The organism is Staphylococcus sp. SM3655, from assembly GCF_016917315.1.
Classification (GTDB): domain Bacteria; phylum Bacillota; class Bacilli; order Staphylococcales; family Staphylococcaceae; genus Staphylococcus; species Staphylococcus aureus.
This window is the reverse complement of sequence record NZ_CP070305.1, coordinates 612,321-632,411: the sequence shown is the minus strand read 5'-3', so window position 1 is coordinate 632,411 and position 20,091 is coordinate 612,321. Positions and strand designations below refer to the sequence as shown.

General features: G+C 32.4%; 14 protein-coding genes and 2 pseudogenes. 12 read left to right on the top strand and 4 right to left on the bottom strand.

The annotated features are described in order from the left end of the window. The first annotated feature begins 13 nt into the window (after positions 1 to 13). From JQN76_RS03085 to norC, 9 genes are all read left to right on the top strand, one after another. A complete protein-coding gene (locus tag JQN76_RS03085; RefSeq protein WP_029693997.1) occupies positions 14 to 784 on the top strand; it encodes a tandem-type lipoprotein in 771 nt (256 codons plus the stop codon). Between the two features lie 51 nt (positions 785 to 835). Next, the gene (locus tag JQN76_RS03080) at positions 836 to 1,606 is read left to right on the top strand and encodes a tandem-type lipoprotein (RefSeq protein WP_001805401.1); all 771 of its coding nucleotides are present in this window, start codon (positions 836 to 838) and stop codon (positions 1,604 to 1,606) included. Between the two features lie 51 nt (positions 1,607 to 1,657). Next, the gene (locus tag JQN76_RS03075; RefSeq protein ID WP_024273388.1) at positions 1,658 to 2,428 is read left to right on the top strand and encodes a tandem-type lipoprotein; all 771 of its coding nucleotides are present in this window, start codon (positions 1,658 to 1,660) and stop codon (positions 2,426 to 2,428) included. Between the two features lie 64 nt (positions 2,429 to 2,492). Then, positions 2,493 to 3,263: a tandem-type lipoprotein gene (locus tag JQN76_RS03070; RefSeq protein WP_031790901.1), complete on the top strand. Its 771-nt coding sequence runs from the start codon at positions 2,493 to 2,495 to the stop codon at positions 3,261 to 3,263. Positions 3,264 to 3,327: 64 nt separating this feature from the next. Then, complete coding sequence (locus JQN76_RS03065; protein WP_000977800.1) at positions 3,328 to 4,098, top strand: tandem-type lipoprotein; 771 nt, start codon at positions 3,328 to 3,330, stop codon at positions 4,096 to 4,098. Between the two features lie 63 nt (positions 4,099 to 4,161). Further along, the gene (locus JQN76_RS03060; RefSeq protein WP_024273389.1) at positions 4,162 to 4,932 is read left to right on the top strand and encodes a tandem-type lipoprotein; all 771 of its coding nucleotides are present in this window, start codon (positions 4,162 to 4,164) and stop codon (positions 4,930 to 4,932) included. Between the two features lie 96 nt (positions 4,933 to 5,028). Next, on the top strand, positions 5,029 to 7,266 hold the full coding sequence (gene aryK / locus JQN76_RS03055) for a transcriptional regulator AryK (protein ID WP_001188474.1): 2,238 nt from the start codon (positions 5,029 to 5,031) through the stop codon (positions 7,264 to 7,266). 150 nt (positions 7,267 to 7,416) lie between these two features. Beyond that, complete coding sequence (locus tag JQN76_RS03050) at positions 7,417 to 8,595, top strand: M20 family metallopeptidase (RefSeq protein WP_001075826.1); 1,179 nt, start codon at positions 7,417 to 7,419, stop codon at positions 8,593 to 8,595. A 1-nt stretch (position 8,596) separates the two neighbouring features. After that, on the top strand, positions 8,597 to 9,985 hold the full coding sequence (norC, locus tag JQN76_RS03045; RefSeq protein ID WP_001006443.1) for a multidrug efflux MFS transporter NorC: 1,389 nt from the start codon (positions 8,597 to 8,599) through the stop codon (positions 9,983 to 9,985). A gap of 405 nt (positions 9,986 to 10,390) precedes the next feature. On the opposite strand, the pseudogene JQN76_RS03040 reads toward norC, so the two are convergent. The 4 genes and pseudogenes from JQN76_RS03040 to JQN76_RS03025 all read right to left on the bottom strand — a co-directional run. Next, positions 10,391 to 10,807: pseudogene (locus tag JQN76_RS03040) on the bottom strand (transposase); the annotation flags it as partial. A gap of 280 nt (positions 10,808 to 11,087) precedes the next feature. Continuing rightward, positions 11,088 to 12,748 (bottom strand): annotated as a pseudogene (locus tag JQN76_RS03035) (Na/Pi cotransporter family protein). 325 nt (positions 12,749 to 13,073) lie between these two features. Next, a complete protein-coding gene (locus tag JQN76_RS03030; protein WP_001834576.1) occupies positions 13,074 to 14,849 on the bottom strand; it encodes an oleate hydratase in 1,776 nt (591 codons plus the stop codon). A gap of 173 nt (positions 14,850 to 15,022) precedes the next feature. Continuing rightward, positions 15,023 to 15,895: a DMT family transporter gene (locus tag JQN76_RS03025; protein ID WP_001038103.1), complete on the bottom strand. Its 873-nt coding sequence runs from the start codon at positions 15,893 to 15,895 to the stop codon at positions 15,023 to 15,025. Positions 15,896 to 16,007: 112 nt separating this feature from the next. Here JQN76_RS03025 and JQN76_RS03020 point away from each other — a divergent pair, with 112 nt between their 5' ends. From JQN76_RS03020 to JQN76_RS03010, 3 genes are all read left to right on the top strand, one after another. Further along, positions 16,008 to 17,405 carry an aminotransferase-like domain-containing protein gene (locus tag JQN76_RS03020; RefSeq protein ID WP_001151814.1) on the top strand — a complete coding sequence of 466 codons (1,398 nt, stop codon included), beginning with the start codon at positions 16,008 to 16,010 and terminating at the stop codon, positions 17,403 to 17,405. A gap of 189 nt (positions 17,406 to 17,594) precedes the next feature. Beyond that, a complete protein-coding gene (locus tag JQN76_RS03015; RefSeq protein ID WP_000036331.1) occupies positions 17,595 to 18,068 on the top strand; it encodes a DUF1648 domain-containing protein in 474 nt (157 codons plus the stop codon). A 261-nt stretch (positions 18,069 to 18,329) separates the two neighbouring features. After that, on the top strand, positions 18,330 to 19,922 hold the full coding sequence (locus tag JQN76_RS03010) for an L-lactate permease (protein WP_000173890.1): 1,593 nt from the start codon (positions 18,330 to 18,332) through the stop codon (positions 19,920 to 19,922). The last annotated feature ends 169 nt before the right edge of the window (positions 19,923 to 20,091 follow it).

Here is a 20,091-nt window from a genome sequence, read left to right as displayed (position 1 = left end):
AGAGAGTGATGAAATGATAAAACGTGTAAATAAATTAGTGCTAGGTATTAGTTTTCTGTTTTTAATCATCAGTATCGTTGCTGGTTGTGGTACAGGGAAAGAAGCGGAAATAAAGAAAAGTTTTGAAAAAACATTGAGTATGTACCCTATTAAAAATCTAGAGGATTTATACGATAAGGAAGGCTATCGTGATGATCAGTTTGATAAAAATGATAAAGGCACATGGATTGTTAATTCGGAAATGGCGACTCAAAATAAGGGAGAAGCTTTAAAAATTAAAGGTATGGTCTTGTATATGAATAGAAATACCAAAACAACAAAAGGATATTATTATGTAAATGCAATAAAGAATGATAAAGACGGAAGACCCCAAGAGAATGAAAAAAGGTACCCAGTTAAAATGGTCGATAATAAAATCATTCCAACAAAAGAAATTAAAGATAAAAACATAAAAAAAGAAATCGAAAACTTTAAGTTCTTTGTTCAATATGGAAACTTTAAAGATTTGTCGAAGTACAAAGATGGAGATATTTCATACAATCCAGAGGTGCCAAGTTATTCAGCAAAATATCAAGTAACTAATGATGATTATAATGTAAAACAATTACGTAAAAGATATGATATACCGACGAATAAAGCACCAAAGTTATTGTTGAAAGGTACAGGTAATTTAAAAGGCTCATCAGTTGGATATAAAGATATTGAATTTACTTTCGTGGAGAAAAAAGGTAAAAATATATATTTTAGTGATAGCTTAGATTATAAAAAAAGTGGAGAAGTATAATTATGTCTAAACCAGAATATGAAATTGATCCTGGAAAAAGAGAGTGATGAAATGATAAAACGTATAAACAAATTAGTGTTAGGTATTAGTCTTCTGTTTTTAATCATCAGTATCACTGCTGGTTGTGGCATGGGTAAAGAAGCGGAAATAAAGAAAAGTTTTGAGAAGACATTGAGTATGTATCCGATTAAAAATCTAGAGGATTTATACGATAAAGAAGGTTATCGTGATGACGAATTTGATAAAAATGATAAAGGTACATGGATTATTGGTTCTGAAATGGCAACTCAAAATAAGGGGGAAGCTCTGAAAGTTAAAGGTATGGTCTTATATATGAATAGAAATACCAAAACAACAAAAGGATTTTACTATGTTAATGCAGTAAAGAAAGATGGAGATGGTAGACCTCAGGATAATAAAATAGAATATCCGGTGAAAATGGTAGACAATAAAATCATTCCAACTAAAGGTATCAAAGACGAAAACATAAAAAAAGAAATCGAAAATTTTAAGTTCTTCGCGCAATATGGCAGCTTTAAAGATTTGTCGAAGTACAAAGATGGAGATATTTCGTACAATCCAGAGGTACCGAGTTATTCAGCTAAATATCAATTAACTAATGATGATTATAATGTAAAACAATTACGTAAAAGATATGATATACCAACAAATAAAGCGCCAAAGCTATTGTTGAAAGGTTCGGGAGACTTAAAAGGTTCATCAGTTGGATATAAAGACATTGAATTTACTTTTGTGGAGAAAAAAGGTAAAAATACTTTTTTTACTGATAGTCTACATCTTGAACCAAGTGAGGATAAATAATCATGACTAAAAAAGAGTATGAAATCAATCCCGGTAAAAGAGCGTGATGAAATGATAAAACGTGTAAATAAATTAGTGCTAGGTATTAGTTTTCTGTTTTTAATCATCAGTATCGTTGTTGGTTGTGGTACAGGGAAAGAAGCGGAAATAAAGAAAAGTTTTGAAAAAACGTTGAGTATGTATCCGATTAAAAATCTAGAGGATTTATACGATAAAGAAGGATATCGTGATGATCAATTTGATAAAAATGATAAGGGAACATGGATTGTTCGTTCGTCAATGTCGATTCAATCTAATGGAAAAGATATGAATATAAAAGGCATGGTTTTATATATGAATAGAAATACAAGAACAACAAATGGCTATTACTATGTTGATGTTATAGAAAGAGAAGATAAAGGTATACATCGTGATAACGAAAAAAGATATCCGGTTAAAATGGTCGATAATAAAATCATTCCAACTAAAGAAATTAAAGATGAAAAAATAAAAAAAGAAATCGAAAACTTTAAGTTCTTTGTTCAATATGGCGACTTTAAAGATTTGTCGAAGTACAAAGACGGCGATATATCATACAATCCAGAGGTGCCGAGTTATTCAGCAAAATATCAATTAACTAATGATGACTATAATGTAAAACAATTACGAAAAAGATATAATATACCAACGAATAAAGCACCAAAGCTATTGTTGAAAGGTACAGGGAATTTAAAAGGTTCATCAATTGGCTACAAAAAAATTGAATTTACTTTCGTAGAGAAAAAGGGAGAAAATATATACTTTAGTGATGGGCTACATTTTAATCCAAGTGAGGATAAATAATCATGATTCGATCAAATTATGAAATCGATCCAGGAAAAACAATAAAAAGAAATAGGATTGTGAAATTATGAAACGATTAAATACATTGGTATTGTACATCAGTTTTTTGATATTAATCATCAGTATCGTTGCTGGTTGTGGTACAGGGAAAGAAGCGGAAATAAAGAAAAGTTTTGAAAAAACATTGAGTATGTATCCAATTAAAAATCTAGAGGATTTATACGATAAAGAAGGCTATCGTGATGACGAATTTGATAAAAATGATAAAGGAACGTGGACTATTAGTTCTGAAATGGCAATTCAGAAAAAGGGAGAAGCCTTAAATATAAAAGGTATGGTTTTGAAGTTAAATAGAAATACAAGGAGTGCAAAAGGATTTTACTATGTTAATGCGATAAAGAAGGATGAAAATGGCAGACCTCAGGATAAGCAAATAGAATATCCCGTTAAAATGATTGACAATAAAATCATTCCAACTAAAGATATCAAAGATGAAAAAATAAAAAAAGAAATCGAAAACTTTAAGTTTTTCGCGCAGTATGGCAATTTTAAAGATTTGACGAAGTATAAAGGTGGAGATATTTCATATAATCCAGAAGCCCCGATTTATTCAGCAAAATATCAACTAACCAATGATGATTATAATGTAAAGCAATTACGTAAAAGATATGATATACCGACGAATAAAGCTCCAAAGTTATTGTTAAAAGGTTCAGGAAATTTAGATGGTTCATCAATTGGATACAAAAAAATTGAATTTACTTTCGTAGAGAAAAAAGGAGAAAACACTTACTTTACAGCTAACCTACATTTTAAACCGAGTAATGATGAATAATCGTGACTAATAAAGAGTATGAAATCGATTCAAGGAAACAAAATAAAAAGAAGAGAGTTGTAAGGTGATGAAACGTTTAAATAAATTAGTGTTAGGTATTAGTTTCTTATTTTTAGTCATTAGTATTACTGCTGGTTGTGGCATGGGTAAAGAAGCGGAAATTAAGAAAAGTTTTGAAAAAACGTTGAGTATGTATCCGATTAAAAACCTAGAGGATTTATATGACAAAGAGGGCTATCGAGATGATCAATTTGATAAAAATGATAAGGGAACATGGATTGTAAATTCTCAAATGGCAATTCAAAATAAAGGAGAACCTATGAAATCAAAAGGCATGGTTCTGTATATGAATAGAAATACAAGAACAACAAATGGCTATTATTATGTTAATGTGATTAAGGGCGAGGATAAAGGTAAACATCAAGACAATGAAAAAAGATACCCTGTTAAAATGGTCGACAATAAAATAATCCTTACTAAAGAAATTAAAGATGAAAACATAAAAATAGAAATCGAAAACTTTAAGTTTTTTGTTCAATATGGAAACTTTAAAGATTTGGAAAATTATAAAGATGGAGATATATCATATAATCCAGAGGTGCCAAGTTATTCAGCAAAATATCAATTAACTAATGATGATTACAATGTAAAGCAATTACGTAAAAGATATGACATACCAACAAATAAAGCACCGAAATTGTTGTTGAAAGGTACAGGGAATTTAAAAGGTTCATCAGTTGGATATAAAGACATTGAATTTACGTTTGTAGAGAAAAAAGAAGAGAACATTTACTTTAGTGATGGGTTAATTTTTAAACCAAGTGAGGATAAATAATCATGACTCGATCAAAATATGAAATCAATCCAGGAAAGATAATAATAAGAATAGGATTGTGAAATTATGAAACGATTAAACAAATTGGTATTGTATATTAGTTTTTTGATATTAGTCATTAGTATCACTGCTGGTTGTGGCATAGGTAAAGAAGCGGAAATAAAGAAAAGTTTTGAAAAGACATTGAGTATGTATGCAATTAAAAATCTAGAGGATTTATACGATAAAGAAGGCTATCGTGATGATCAGTTTGATAAAAATGATAAAGGCACATGGATTATTAATTCTGAAATGGTTGTTCAACCTAAAGGGGAACGTATGAAATCAAAAGGTATGGTTCTATATATGAATAGAAACACTAAGACTACAATCGGGAAGTATATAGTGAGTGAAACACTTCATGATGAAGATGGTAGACCTAAGAGTATAGATAAAGAATATCCCGTTAAAATGGTAGACAATAAAATCATTCCAACTAAAGGTATCAAAGACGAAAACATAAAAAAAGAAATCGAGAATTTTAAGTTCTTCGCGCAATATGGCAGCTTTAAAGATTTGTCGAAGTACAAAGACGGTGATATATCATACAATCCAGAGGTGCCGAGTTATTCAGCCAAATATCAATTAACCAATGATGATTATAATGTAAAACAATTACGAAAAAGATATAATATACCAACGAATAAAGCACCAAAGTTATTGTTGAAAGGTACAGGTAATTTAAAAGGCTCATCAGTTGGATATAAAGATATTGAATTTACTTTTGTGGAGAAAAAAGGTGAAAATATATACTTTAGTGATAGTCTACATCTTGAACCGAGTGAGGATAAATAACCTCCTGCCTCCCACACGATTCAACACGAATTTCAAATATGTTGCTGTAAAATAATGTAAAATAAACGTATTCATATTACTGAATTGAGGGATAGTATGCAACGTGATTATTTAATTCGAGTAGAAACTGAAAGCATGCCAGATTTCAAAAGGCTCAATAGTTTAATGATTGGTTTTGTTATTAAAGGTGAGGCACACATTTATGATGAAAATAATATGACGCAATGCAACAGTGGCGACATTTTCATCATTAACCACCGCGACTTGTATCGATTTCAACTTCAACAAGATGGCATCATATGTTATATCCAATTCCAAATGAAATATTTAGCAGACAAGTTTGATGATGTGCATTGTCTATATTTTCACTTAACAGATGCGACCACAACAAAGAATATACATCAACTGAGAAATATAATGGCAAGACTGGTTTCAACACATATCCGACATAATGAGTTGTCTAAATTGACTGAGCAACAACTTGTGATTCAGTTGCTTATGCATATGATTCATTATGTCCCGCGTACATATCATTCGAACCAAAGTATCTTAAATGATGATAAAGTGAATCAAGTATGCGACTATATCGAGTTACATTTTCATGAAGATTTAAGCCTTTCAGAATTAAGCGAATACGTTGGGTGGTCAGAGAGCCATCTGTCTAAAAAGTTTACAGAATCGCTAGGTGTAGGATTCCATCATTTCTTAAATACGACGCGAATTGAGCATGCGAAACTCGATTTGACATACACAGATGAAACCATTACTGATATTGCATTGCAAAATGGCTTTTCAAGTGCAGCGAGCTTTGCGAGAACATTTAAACACTTTACGCATCAAACACCTAAACAATATCGAGGTGATCGTCCAGCAATCACTGAAAACCAGCAATCGGCACAACATGATTATCACGACCGTGAATTGATATTACTTTTAAATGACTACATTGAAGAAATGAATCATTTTATTGAAGATATTGAAAAGATGAACTATAAAGAGATTGCCTTTCAACCAACCAATCACCAACTAAATCAATTTAATCATATTATTCAAGTGGGCTATTTGAGGAATTTGCTCAATACACAGTATCAATCACAGTTGCTTACATGTCATCATGATTTTCAAGTCAATGAAGTATTAGCATATGATGTGATTCCATATATCATGAAAAAGCTCAATGCGCCATTCACGTATGATGCAGAAATTTCGAATATATTTTATGATATTGATTTGTGTTTAGACTTTTTATTAGATCATAACTTTAGTTTGACCATGCATTTGGATCAGTATGACTCACGTGATTATATCGATGCATTTAAAATTTTTATCCATCACGTTGCCCTGCATGTCAGTCATAGAAAAGATTTGAAGTTCAACTTGTATGTGACGACATTGCACACGTCTTTGATTGAAATGATTGATTATTTTAAAGCATTATTCCCTAATGGTGGCTTGTACATTCACTTAGATCAAGCTACGGAAAGACATCTACCATTATTGAAACGACTTGAGCCACACATCGACCATTTTGTATTTGATGCCAATTCAAATGACGCTGTTGATTTTAATAAAATGAATGATGATGAATTTAAAACCGCGAGTCAAATGATTATTAATAAAACGAATTACCTTATCGACTTAATGCATCGTCATCGCCTAAAGCGTCCACTCATTTTACTCAATTGGAATACATTGACGGGTGATACATTTATTACAAACGGCGAATATTTTAGAGGTGGTATCATCATTGAGCAATTATTAAAATTAAGTTCTAAAGTAGAGGGTATCGGGTATTGGTTGAATTATGATTTGCACGTCAGTCATTGTAAAAATGAACGGGATTATATGAATTCTATTGAACTATTTCATCAATATAATGGAAAACGTCCGGTCTATTTCACGGCATTGCTATTTAATAAATTAACAAGCAATATTTTGTATTCTGATGATACATGTATTGTCACGGGGACTGATTCAAATTTTCAAATATTGTTATATGATGCAAAGCATTTTAATCCGTACTTAGCGTTGGACAATCAAATGAATATGCGTGCGACGGAAATGATTCATTTGAACATTAATGCCCTGGAAGAAGGTATGTATAAGATTAAACATTTTACCTTAGATAAAGAAAATGGTGCGTTATTTAATCTTTGGCGCAAACATCATACGATACATGGCATGGACAAGGACTCTATAGATTACGTTAATCGAATGAGTTTTCCGAAATTAGAAGTATATGATATAGATATCACGGACACACTGGCATTAAACATTAAAATGATTACGAATGGGATTCACTTAATTGAAGTAAAACGTTACCCAAGTTCATAAAATGATCACAAATCACAAATTTTGATATACATAATTTGTGATTTTTTATATTCAAAGCTAAAATTGCAAAAAATTAATGGTTAACATCTCTGTTGTTGGCAATATAAATAATGATTAATCATTTATGATGTAACTAAGGAGATGAAGGATATGAATCAACAATTAATTGAAACTTTAAAATCTAAAGAAGGCAAAATGATTGAGATCAGACGTTATTTACATCAGCATCCAGAATTATCTTTTCATGAAGATGAAACGGCGAAATACATCGCTGAATTTTACAAAGGTAAAGATGTGGAAGTAGAAACGAATGTCGGACCACGTGGAATTAAAGTAACGATTGATTCAGGGAAACCTGGTAAAACATTAGCAATCCGTGCAGACTTTGACGCATTACCCATTACTGAAGATACAGGATTATCTTTTGCATCACAAAATAAAGGTGTTATGCACGCATGTGGTCACGATGCACATACAGCATACATGCTTGTATTAGCAGAGACGCTTGCTGAAATGAAAGATAGTTTTACAGGAAAAGTCGTTGTGATACATCAACCAGCTGAAGAAGTACCACCAGGTGGTGCTAAAACAATGATTGAAAATGGTGTATTAGACGGTGTTGATCATGTATTAGGTGTACACGTCATGAGCACAATGAAAACAGGTAAAGTGTATTACAGACCTGGTTATGTTCAAACAGGACGCGCATTCTTCAAATTGAAAGTTCAAGGTAAAGGTGGTCATGGTTCATCACCACATATGGCCAATGATGCCATTGTTGCAGGTAGCTACTTCGTCACAGCGTTACAAACAGTTGTATCTAGACGACTAAGTCCATTTGAAACCGGTGTTGTCACAATCGGTTCATTTGACGGTAAAGGTCAATTCAATGTCATTAAAGATGTTGTTGAAATTGAAGGTGATGTACGTGGATTAACAGATGCTACAAAAGCAACAATTGAAAAAGAAATTAAACGTTTATCAAAAGGATTAGAGGATATGTATGGTGTAACTTGCACCTTAGAATATAACGATGATTATCCAGCATTATATAATGATCCAGAGTTTACTGAGTACGTGGCTAAGACGTTGAAAGAAGCAAACCTTGATTTTGGTGTTGAAATGTGTGAACCACAACCACCTTCAGAAGACTTTGCATATTATGCTAAAGAACGCCCAAGTGCCTTTATTTATACAGGTGCAGCGGTGGAAAATGGTGAAATTTACCCACATCATCATCCTAAATTTAACATTTCAGAAAAATCATTACTTATTTCTGCAGAAGCAGTAGGGACAGTTGTTTTAGATTACCTTAAAGGAGATAACTAACATGAATGAAACGTATCGCGGGGGCAACAAGTTAATCTTAGGTATTGTATTAGGTGTTATTACATTTTGGTTGTTTGCACAATCACTTGTAAATGTTGTACCGAATTTACAACAAAGTTTTGGTACAGACATGGGGACAATTAGTATTGCGGTCAGTCTAACTGCACTATTTTCAGGCATGTTTGTTGTTGGAGCAGGTGGTCTGGCAGATAAAATTGGGCGCGTGAAAATGACGAATATCGGTTTATTATTAAGTATTATTGGTTCAGCATTAATTATTATTACGAATTTACCGGCATTATTAATTTTAGGTCGTGTTATACAAGGTGTATCAGCAGCGTGTATTATGCCTTCTACATTGGCCATTATGAAAACTTATTATCAGGGTGCTGAACGTCAGCGTGCCTTAAGTTATTGGTCTATCGGTTCTTGGGGTGGCAGTGGTATCTGTTCACTCTTCGGTGGTGCAGTTGCGACAACTATGGGTTGGAGATGGATTTTCATCTTCTCAATTATCGTTGCCGTACTTTCAATGTTACTCATCAAAGGGACGCCTGAAACGAAATCAGAAATTACCAATACACATAAATTTGATGTTGCAGGGCTAATTGTTCTAGTAGTTATGTTGCTAAGTTTAAACGTTGTCATTACTAAAGGTGCAGCACTTGGTTACACATCATTATGGTTCTTTGGTTTGATTGCAATCGTAATTGTAGCATTCTTTATTTTCTTAAAAGTTGAGAAAAAAGTAGATAATCCGCTTATTGATTTTAAATTATTTGAAAATAAACCATATACAGGTGCAACGATTTCGAACTTCTTATTAAACGGTGTTGCAGGTACATTAATTGTAGCGAATACATTCGTGCAACAAGGTTTAGGTTATACAGCATTGCAGGCAGGATACTTATCAATTACTTATTTAATCATGGTGTTATTGATGATTCGAGTTGGTGAAAAATTATTACAAAAAATGGGTTCTAAGCGACCAATGTTATTAGGTACATTCATTGTGGTCATTGGTATTGCACTTATTTCATTAGTATTCTTACCAGGCATATTTTATGTTATCAGTTGTGTCGTAGGATATTTATGTTTCGGACTAGGCTTAGGTATTTATGCAACACCTTCTACAGATACAGCTATTTCGAATGCACCGTTAGATAAAGTTGGCGTTGCTTCAGGTATTTATAAAATGGCTTCATCACTTGGTGGCGCATTCGGTGTCGCAATTAGTGGTGCTGTATATGCTGGTGCAGTTGCTGCAACGAGCATTCATACAGGTGCGATGATTGCACTTTGGGTTAACGTATTAATGGGAATCATGGCATTTATCGCAATTTTATTCGCGATTCCTAATGATGATAAACGTGTCAAAGATGCGAAATAATAACGATGACACGCCAAGTGTTTTGATAATGATATAAATGAAAGTAAAGCAAATTAAATGAGGAAATGTATAGAGCAGTGCATATAGATAAATCTATGATTGGATTAACACTAATATAAATATAAATGAAAATGAAAAACCATCCACTTAAATTTTTGATAAGTTAGGTGGATGGTTATTTATTGCGTTGTTCTAAAAATTTGGACATTTATATGGAAAGAACTATATATAATGTGAAGGTTATGGCAATTCGCTTCAATGAAGGCGACGTGTAAAAGTGTATATTAAACGTTTCGGGGTCAGACTCCGAGAACAGTGTCCGTCATGCTTACCGCATACTAATGAAGCATTATTATATGAGTGTTTATAGCCGATTTAAGATAATAAAGTTTGCTAAATATAAAAGAGCTTGTGACATTCAATAAAAATCGAATTATCATCAATAAGATTTTGCTTTAAACATTGACTATGAAACTGGATAAATAAAGATTCAATTAATGCATCAGTATTAGGATTTACTCTAAAACGATTAATAATTTTATAAGAAGGTGTTTGATTTTGAGCTAACCACATCATTCGAATACTGTCATGAAGTAATTTCTCTATTCTACGACCAGAAAATACAGATTGAGTGTATGCATATAAGATAATTTTTAACATCATTTTTGGATGATAGGATGTTGCGCCACGATGGTGTCTGAATTCATCGAATTCACTATCAGGTATCGTTTCAACAATTTCATTAACATATCACGAAATATCATTTTGAGGAATTCTAACAGAAGTTTCTATTGGTAGTGTAAGTTGGACAAAGTGTCTTATTTTTTAAAGTATTTAAAAGTAAAATTACATGTTAATACGTAGTATTAATGGCGAGACTCCTGAGGGAGCAGTGCCAGTCGAAGACCGAGGCTGAGACGGCACCCTAGGAAAGCGAAGCCATTCAATACGAAGTATTGTATAAATATAGAACAGCAGTAAGATATTTTCTAATTGAAAATTATCTTACTGCTGTTTTTTAGGGATTTATGTCCCAGCCTGTTTTACATGCATCTGAATCTCTAATTTTAAAAAAATATGAATATAAATAAGACAGTAAAAATTAAATTTCAGTTGTTGCAATTTCTTCATCTGTAGGTACATCATCGTTAAGGCCAACAAGTGCTTCAGAAACATTTCGTGAATGATAACCGATACGTTCAAGAACACCAATCATATCGATATATAGTAATCCGCCTTTTGTTGTACATTCACCACGATTAAGGCGTTTAATATGACCTTTGCGTAGTTTATGTTCAATATTAAATGATTCTCTACTACGTTCTACAATTTCATCTTTTTTCGTTTTGTCATAAACATCTAACATGTCGATGGCTTTATCAAATGACTCAGCAACATGGTTGAATAATTTATCCATACCGCGTTGTGCATCTTCTGTAATGCGAATATCTTCATCATGTTGGCGTTTTAATTGAGCGACATACTCTTCTGTTAGCTCTGCTACTTTTAAAATAGAGCGATTGACATCAAACATAACTGCTAAACGCTCAACGTCAGCCTTCGTTATGGCTTTTGTAGAAATTCTAACTAAATAATTTCGAATACTATCATTGATTGTTTCAACAGCTTGATGCTTTTGTTCAAGCTTTTTGATCAATTTTTTATCGTCTTTTGTAATTTCGCGAATGTCTTCAAACATCGTTAAGACAATCTGACCCACATTTTGTAATTCTTTTTGAGTTTCTTGTAATGCAACACCAGGTGCGTGATAAACAAGATCTTTGTTTAAGTGCTGAGGTTTATAGTCATCAGCAATATCTTTACCTGGGACAAGCTTTGTAACTATCCATGCTAAACCTGCTACAAATGGTAATTGAATCAAAGTATTTGTTATGTTGAAGATACCATGTGATACTGCAATCGTCATCGCTGGTTTTAAGTGCCATACATCTTGTAACAAACTAATCAAATGAATCACAACTGGCAAGAAAATTGTGAAGATAATTACCCCGATTAAGTTAAAGATGACGTGTACAAGCGCCGCACGTTTTGCAGCGATTGAGCCGGCTAAACTAGCTAAGATAGCTGTAATCGTTGTACCAATGTTATCGCCTAGTAACACAGGGATTGCTGCGTTTAAGCTGATTAAATCTTGTTGATAAAATTCTTGTAAAATACCAATCGTCGCACTTGAACTTTGAACTAGTGCTGTTAACCCTGCGCCGACAATGACAGCAAGTATTGGATTTGATGACATATCAAGCATTAATTGTTTAAATCCATCTAATGATGCTAAAGGTTTAACGGCATCACCCATAAATTCTAGACCGAAGAATAGAGAACCGAAACCGAATAGTATGCGGCCAATGTTATTGATTTTAGAGCGTTTAAAGAAAAAGATTAAAAATGCACCTAATGCTAAAATTGGCATTGCATATTCGCCTAAATCTATACCGATAATAAATGCAGTTACCGTTGTTCCGATATTAGCACCCATTATCACTCCAATGGCTTGTTTCAATGTCATAAATCCAGCTGTTACCAGTCCGATTGTGATAACTGTCGTACCTGAACTACTTTGTATTAAAATAGTTACAACGATACCTGCAATAACACCTAATACTGGATTTGATGTAAATTTGTTTAAAATATCTCGTAGCCTGTCTCCTGCTGATGCTTGAAGCCCGTCTCCCATGATTTTTAAGCCGTAAAGGAAAATACCTAAACCACCTAAAAAGAGAAAATGACTTCTGTAACCGACATTTCCATTATTTCACCTCAAATAAGCTTTATATTTAGATTATCGCTTATAATTGTAAATTTAATGTTAAGATTAGGTAAAATTATTTAACAATATATGTTATTTGTATATGACTTGTAAAATATCGTCACTTATTATGTAAATTTTCAGTGTGAAATGGCAGGTTTGCAATCACTTGTTTAACAAAATGATGCAATCAATCATGTAATTATGTTTCATCAAAAAAATCATGAGAGTGGAACAACGAAATAATTTTTATGAAAACATCATTTCTGTCCCAGTCTCATGATTTGAAATCACCAAATAAAAATCTATTAATGGTTTTCGTTATAACAATTTGTGTTCTTTTAATAATGACTCAATGTACGTACCTTTTATCTTTTTAAGGAATCCTGCTAATGCGAGTTTTTGCATTTTCGAATCTTTAGTAATCTCACGCAAATCTTGGTGGTCATTCAGTTCGTATATGGCATCCATTAAGACGCGAAGATCAAATGGACTATTGATGACTTCTGGAATACCACGATCTATATTTAGTAATTGATAAACAGCTTCCATGGCAGTACGAACCGAATATTCTGTTGTAAATACAGTGTCTCGCTCTGTTTCTGCAAAGTTACCAATAAATGCTAAGTTCTGAGATTGATGCGGGACGACTAAAGGTCTGTCGCCGATAGCACGCGTCATGAAATAAGATGTGATATATGGCATATAAACAGGAATCGTATTAGATGCATGTTTTGCTAAGTCTTCAATTTTGTCAGTTGATACACCTAAGTGATACAGCCATTCTTGGCATATTTCATTACCACTACATTCTGTAATTGGCTTTTTAATATAATCGCCGTTTACATCTGAATATAAGGCATAAATCCATGTAGATATTTCATTTTCAGGTTGGTCTTTAAACTGTTGCTGACGATTGATTGTAAAACTCATTTGCCATGCAGAATCATTGATTGTAATAATACCGCCTGTAACTGTTTTGCCTGCAAGTGGGTCACGTTTACAAATACTTTCTATTGTATCGATAATCTCTTTATTGTTTGTTGTAGAAGTTGCTGAAACAAACCAACTTTTTTTAGGAATATTTTGGCAAAACTTATCAGGATTACCAAATTCAGGACTTTGTCGCGCTAAATTTTTCCATAGTGTCCAACTACCACCTAATTCGTCAGTTGGTGGCGCTGGTGTATCATTATCACCATAAGTAGAGCTTTCTGTAATACTACCGTTTGTCACAAAGACAAGATCGTTTATAGTCAGTTTAATAGATTCTGCATTACCATTACGGTCAATTAATATTTCTCGGGCAATTTTTTGACTTGTCGTAACATCTATTTTAATATCTTCGACTTTTACATCGTATTCAAATTGAACCCCATGCGATTTTAAATATTCAACCATAGGTAATACTAAAGATTCATATTGGTTATATTTAGTGAATTTTAAAGCTGAAAAGTCTGCGAGACCACCAATATGATGAACGAATCGCATTAGATAGCGACGCATTTCCATAGCAGAATGCCACGGTTCAAATGCAAACATCGTTTTCCAGTAAATCCAAAAGTTTGAATTAAAGAAGTCATCGGAAAATACATCTGTTATTTTGACATCATCTAAATCTTCTTCATTCGTTAAGCATAAATCTAAAATTTCTTTAATCGCCGTTTTAGTCAAAGTGAAGTCTCCATCTGTGACTAAACGTTGACCCTGTTTCTCAATAACACGACAACGAGAATAGTTAGGGTCTTCTTTGTTTAACCAATAGAATTCATCTAATACTGACGCGTTATCGATTTCTAATGAAGGGATAGATCTGAATAAGTCCCACAAACATTCAAAGTGGTTCTCCATTTCACGACCACCGCGGACAACATAGCCTTTTAAAGGAATATTTTCTCCGTCAAGACTACCACCTGCTTTAGGTAACTCTTCTAAAATATGAATCTTAGAACCTTCCATTTGACCATCCCTTATTAAAAAACAAGCTGCAGCAAGTGAAGCTAGACCAGATCCGATTAAGTAAGCGGATTTGTTTTCTACATTTTCAGGTTTTTTAGGGCGCGCAAATGCTTCATAATTTCCATAACTGTAATACATATCCACCAAGTCCTTTCGTATTGGAATACACTCAGACTATACCCCTTTGTGAATTGCAAATATTAGTATTTATATTGGTAAATTTGACGAAATTAGATCATTTTTATATTTTTGATTTTTAAAATTTTATCACTCGAATGTTTTTGGATTCTGAGGTGCGGGACTTGGAATAATTATGTATTTTGAAAGAAGTTACTTAAACTAACGCCTAGTAGAGTGATAATTCCGCCTATAATAGCAAGGGTTGTTGGTAGCTCGTCTAATAACAGATAAGATAATAATAAAGAAACGATAGGTGTTAAATAAAGAGACATTGTTGCATCAGAGACACCAACTGACTTCACAATATAAGCAAGCAAAACGTATGGAATTATAGTAGGGAATATAGCTAAATAAAGTACCGATACTATTGATGTAAAAGTGGCGCCGTGTATATCGTTGATGATTTCAGGAATAAAAATAAGCATAAATGGTGAGCTTGCCATTATTGTATATAGTGTGAAAGCGATGAAGCCGTATTTTTCTATGTATTTTTTCTGGAAAGTAAAATACAAACTTTCACTAAAAGATGCAAGTAAAATAATAAAAACACCTAATACATTAATAGTTGTGTAATCATCTTTACTTATTGAAATAATGGATATTCCTATAAATGCGACGAGTGAACTTAACCAATTCCATTTTGAAAAATGCTCTTTTAAAAATATATAAGCTAAAGCACTAGAAAAAATAGGCGTTGTAGAGACTAGAATTCCAGATATACCTGCACTAATCAAAGTTTCACCAAAATTTAAAGCTGTGTGATATATCACAAATCCACAAAATCCTAAAATAAAAATAACAGGGATATCTCTTAGTTCAGGGGTAGGCAATTTCTTTATAATTACGAACGGCAAGAGAATTATTGTTGCTAAAATTAAACGAAATGCCGACAATGATTCTGCACTAAAATCATTTAACGCAATCTTTATCATTGGAAATGCAGATCCCCACAATATGATAGTAAATAAATATGATAGAAAAGTAGTGTCTCGAAGTTTATTCATTAATATCATCACTCCTTTAATTATGTGTTTCTATATTAAAAAATATGATTTAAAATGAGTACAACCAATTTTGAATGGATTTACCTATCCAATTTTAAAAGGGAGGGAGAAGATGGCTAAATATAAAGATATTGCTAGTGACATAAGAGATAAAATAATCACAGGGGATTGGTTTTATGGAATGAAAATACCTTCACATAGGCAGTTGGCGATACAGTACAACGTAAATAGAGTAACGATTATTAAAAGTATTGAGTTATTAGAAGCTGAAGGATTTATCTATACTAAAGTAGGTAGTGGAACATATGTTAATGACTATTTGAATGAAGCACATATTACAAATAAGTGGTCTGAAATGATGTTATGGTCCTCTCAACAAAGAAGTCAGTATACGGTGCAATTAATTAATAAAATTGAGACAGATGATTCGTATATACATATAAGTAAAGGTGAATTGGGTATATCGTTAATGCCACATATTCAATTGAAAAAAGCCATGTCTAATACAGCCAGTCATATTGAAGACTTATCTTTTGGTTATAATAATGGCTATGGTTATATCAAGTTAAGAGATATTATCGTTGAACGAATGTCAAAGCAAGGTATAAATGTAGGTAGAGAAAATGTAATGATCACTTCAGGCGCTTTACATGCCATTCAACTTTTATCTATTGGGTTTTTAGGTCAAGATGCCATAATAATTTCGAATACACCATCATATATTCACTCTACAAATGTTTTTGAGCAATTGAATTTTAGACATATTGATGTTCCTTATAATCAAATTAATGAAATTGATACCATCATTGATAGATTTATTAATTTTAAAAATAAAGCGATTTATATAGAACCTAGGTTTAATAACCCGACAGGTCGTTCTTTAACGAATGAGCAAAAGAAAAATATAATTACTTATAGCGAAAGACATAATATTCCTATCATTGAAGATGATATCTTTAGAGATATTTTCTTTAGCGATCCAACTCCTTCTATCAAAACTTATGATAAATTGGGAAAAGTTATACATATAAGCAGTTTTTCAAAAACGATTGCACCAGCAATAAGAATAGGTTGGATTGTTGCTTCTGAAAAAATAATAGAGCAATTGGCAGATGTAAGAATGCAAATTGACTATGGATCCAGTATTTTGTCACAAATGGTTGTATATGAGATGTTGAAAAATAAGTCTTATGATAAACACTTAGTAAAGTTAAGGTATGTTTTAAAAGATAAACGAGACTTTATGTTAAACATCCTCAATAATTTATTTAAGGATATAGCACATTGGGAGGTTCCAAGTGGAGGTTATTTTGTATGGTTAGTCTTTAAAATAGATATAGATATTAAATATTTATTTTACGAATTGTTAAGTAAAGAAAAAATATTAATCAATCCGGGTTACATTTATGGCAGTAAAGAAAAGAGTATAAGGCTATCTTTTGCCTTTGAATCAAATGAAAATATTAAGCATGCGCTCTATAAAATTTATACATATGTGAAAAAGGTTTAATTAAAACAATAATTCGAATCATTATGTGGCATGTTAAACAGCTAAATATAAGCTATGCACATTTAACAAGCGGATACTCCTGACGCAATTATAGTATCATTACATATTGTTTAATCGTTTGGGGTAATGTAATTAAAAGGTAAAATAGGCAGAGTGTTATACACAAAATGTAAAGAAAGAGGCGATAGAATGTCTAAAATCAGGTCTTTTACAATATTAAGTCTACTTATTTACTTAGCTATGATGTGCTATACAGTAGTGACCTATTCAAAATTACCAACCAAAGTACCTATTCACTATAATTTAGCAGGGGATGCTGATAACTTTGCTGATAAATGGGTGCTGCTTTTGATTAATAGCGCATTTATAGTGATTTGGCTTATATTTTTCATTGCAGGTAGATACTATGAACGATTAGCCAAATGGTCACATTATAATCATACACCACGTGAAATTCGAGCGATTAAATTATTTTTAAGTACGTTAAATTTAGAGATTATGAGCTATATGTCTATCTTCACAGTATTAGAAATTTGGCAAATACAACACCATCATCAATTCAATTTACTATGGTTTAATATGATATTTATCATTATCATTGGTTTGACGCTTGTCATATTTTGTTTACTTCCTACAATTCATAAAATGAGAGATTCTCAATAAAAATATAAACTCTCATGATGCAGTTTTGAAGCGGATTCCTGAGATTATTATAAATAATATCAAGTATTTATAATTAAAATGATATATTATTTATTATAGTTAAATATTGTGTATATTTTGTGAACTTTTTGTAAAAATTCGATTGCCTGTCACATATAGGAGTGTTACATTTTAAATATGTGATCATCGCAAAATATAAGTTGAAATAGGTTGTAGATTAATCAGGATGATAAATATTTTATATAAAGAGAGGGAGTCATTATGACACTACTTACTGTAAATCCATTCGATAATGTTGGATTATCAGCCTTAGTTGCAGCAGTACCTATTATTTTATTTTTATTATGCTTAACCGTTTTTAAAATGAAAGGCATTTATGCAGCATTGACAACTTTGGTTGTTACATTGATTGTGGCTTTATTTGTATTTGAATTACCAGCGCGTGTATCAGCAGGTGCGATTACAGAAGGCGTTGTTGCCGGTATTTTTCCAATAGGATATATCGTTTTAATGGCAGTTTGGTTATATAAAGTTTCTATTAAAACAGGACAATTTTCTATTATTCAAGATAGTATTGCTAGTATTTCAGAGGACCAAAGAATCCAACTATTATTAATTGGATTTTGTTTCAACGCATTTTTAGAAGGTGCAGCAGGATTTGGTGTGCCAATTGCGATTTGTGCAGTATTATTAATTCAACTTGGATTTGAACCATTAAAAGCAGCGATGTTATGTTTAATTGCTAATGGTGCGGCGGGTGCCTTTGGTGCAATTGGTTTACCAGTTAGTATTATTGATACGTTTAACTTAAGTGGAGGCGTTACAACATTAGATGTTGCGAGATACTCAGCATTAACACTTCCAATTTTAAACTTTATTATTCCATTTGTTTTAGTATTCATTGTAGATGGTATGAAAGGTATTAAAGAAATTTTACCTGTCATTTTAACAGTGAGTGGTACATATACTGGATTACAATTATTATTAACAATATTCCATGGTCCAGAACTAGCAGACATTATTCCATCACTAGCAACAATGGTGGTGTTAGCATTTGTTTGTCGTAAATTTAAACCGAAAAACATTTTCAGATTGGAAGCGTCTGAACATAAAATTCAAAAACGAACGCCTAAAGAAATTGTCTTTGCTTGGAGTCCGTTCGTCATTTTAACTGCCTTTGTATTAGTATGGAGTGCACCATTCTTCAAAAAATTATTCCAACCTGGAGGTGCACTTGAAAGTTTAGTAATAAAATTGCCAATTCCAAATACTGTGAGTGATTTATCGCCTAAAGGAATTGCGTTGCGTCTCGATTTAATTGGTGCAACTGGGACAGCGATTTTATTAACAGTAATTATTACAATTTTAATTACGAAGTTAAAATGGAAAAGTGCGGGTGCTTTATTGGTCGAAGCAATTAAAGAATTATGGTTACCGATCCTTACAATTTCAGCGATTCTAGCTATTGCTAAAGTTATGACATACGGTGGTTTGACTGTAGCAATTGGACAAGGTATTGCTAAAGCTGGAGCAATTTTCCCATTATTCTCTCCAGTATTAGGTTGGATTGGTGTGTTTATGACTGGTTCAGTTGTAAATAACAATACTTTATTCGCACCTATTCAAGCGACAGTGGCACAACAAATTTCAACAAGCGGTTCATTACTTGTGGCAGCTAACACTGCAGGTGGTGTAGCAGCGAAACTTATTTCACCACAATCAATTGCCATTGCGACTGCAGCTGTTAAAAAAGTTGGTGAAGAATCAGCATTATTAAAAATGACGCTAAAATACAGTATTATATTTGTTGCCTTTATTTGTATTTGGACGTTTATACTAACGTTAATATTCTAAATATAAATAATGTTGTCACTTGGATTCAAATGACATTTTAAATCTAATTATTCATGAATCGAACTAGTACGAAATGCATTGAGCATCTTGTCTAGTTCGATTTTTTAATGTCTAAAAATGTCGTATATGTAATTAGAGTAGAAAGTGTTGAGGCGTTTCAGAAGTTGTT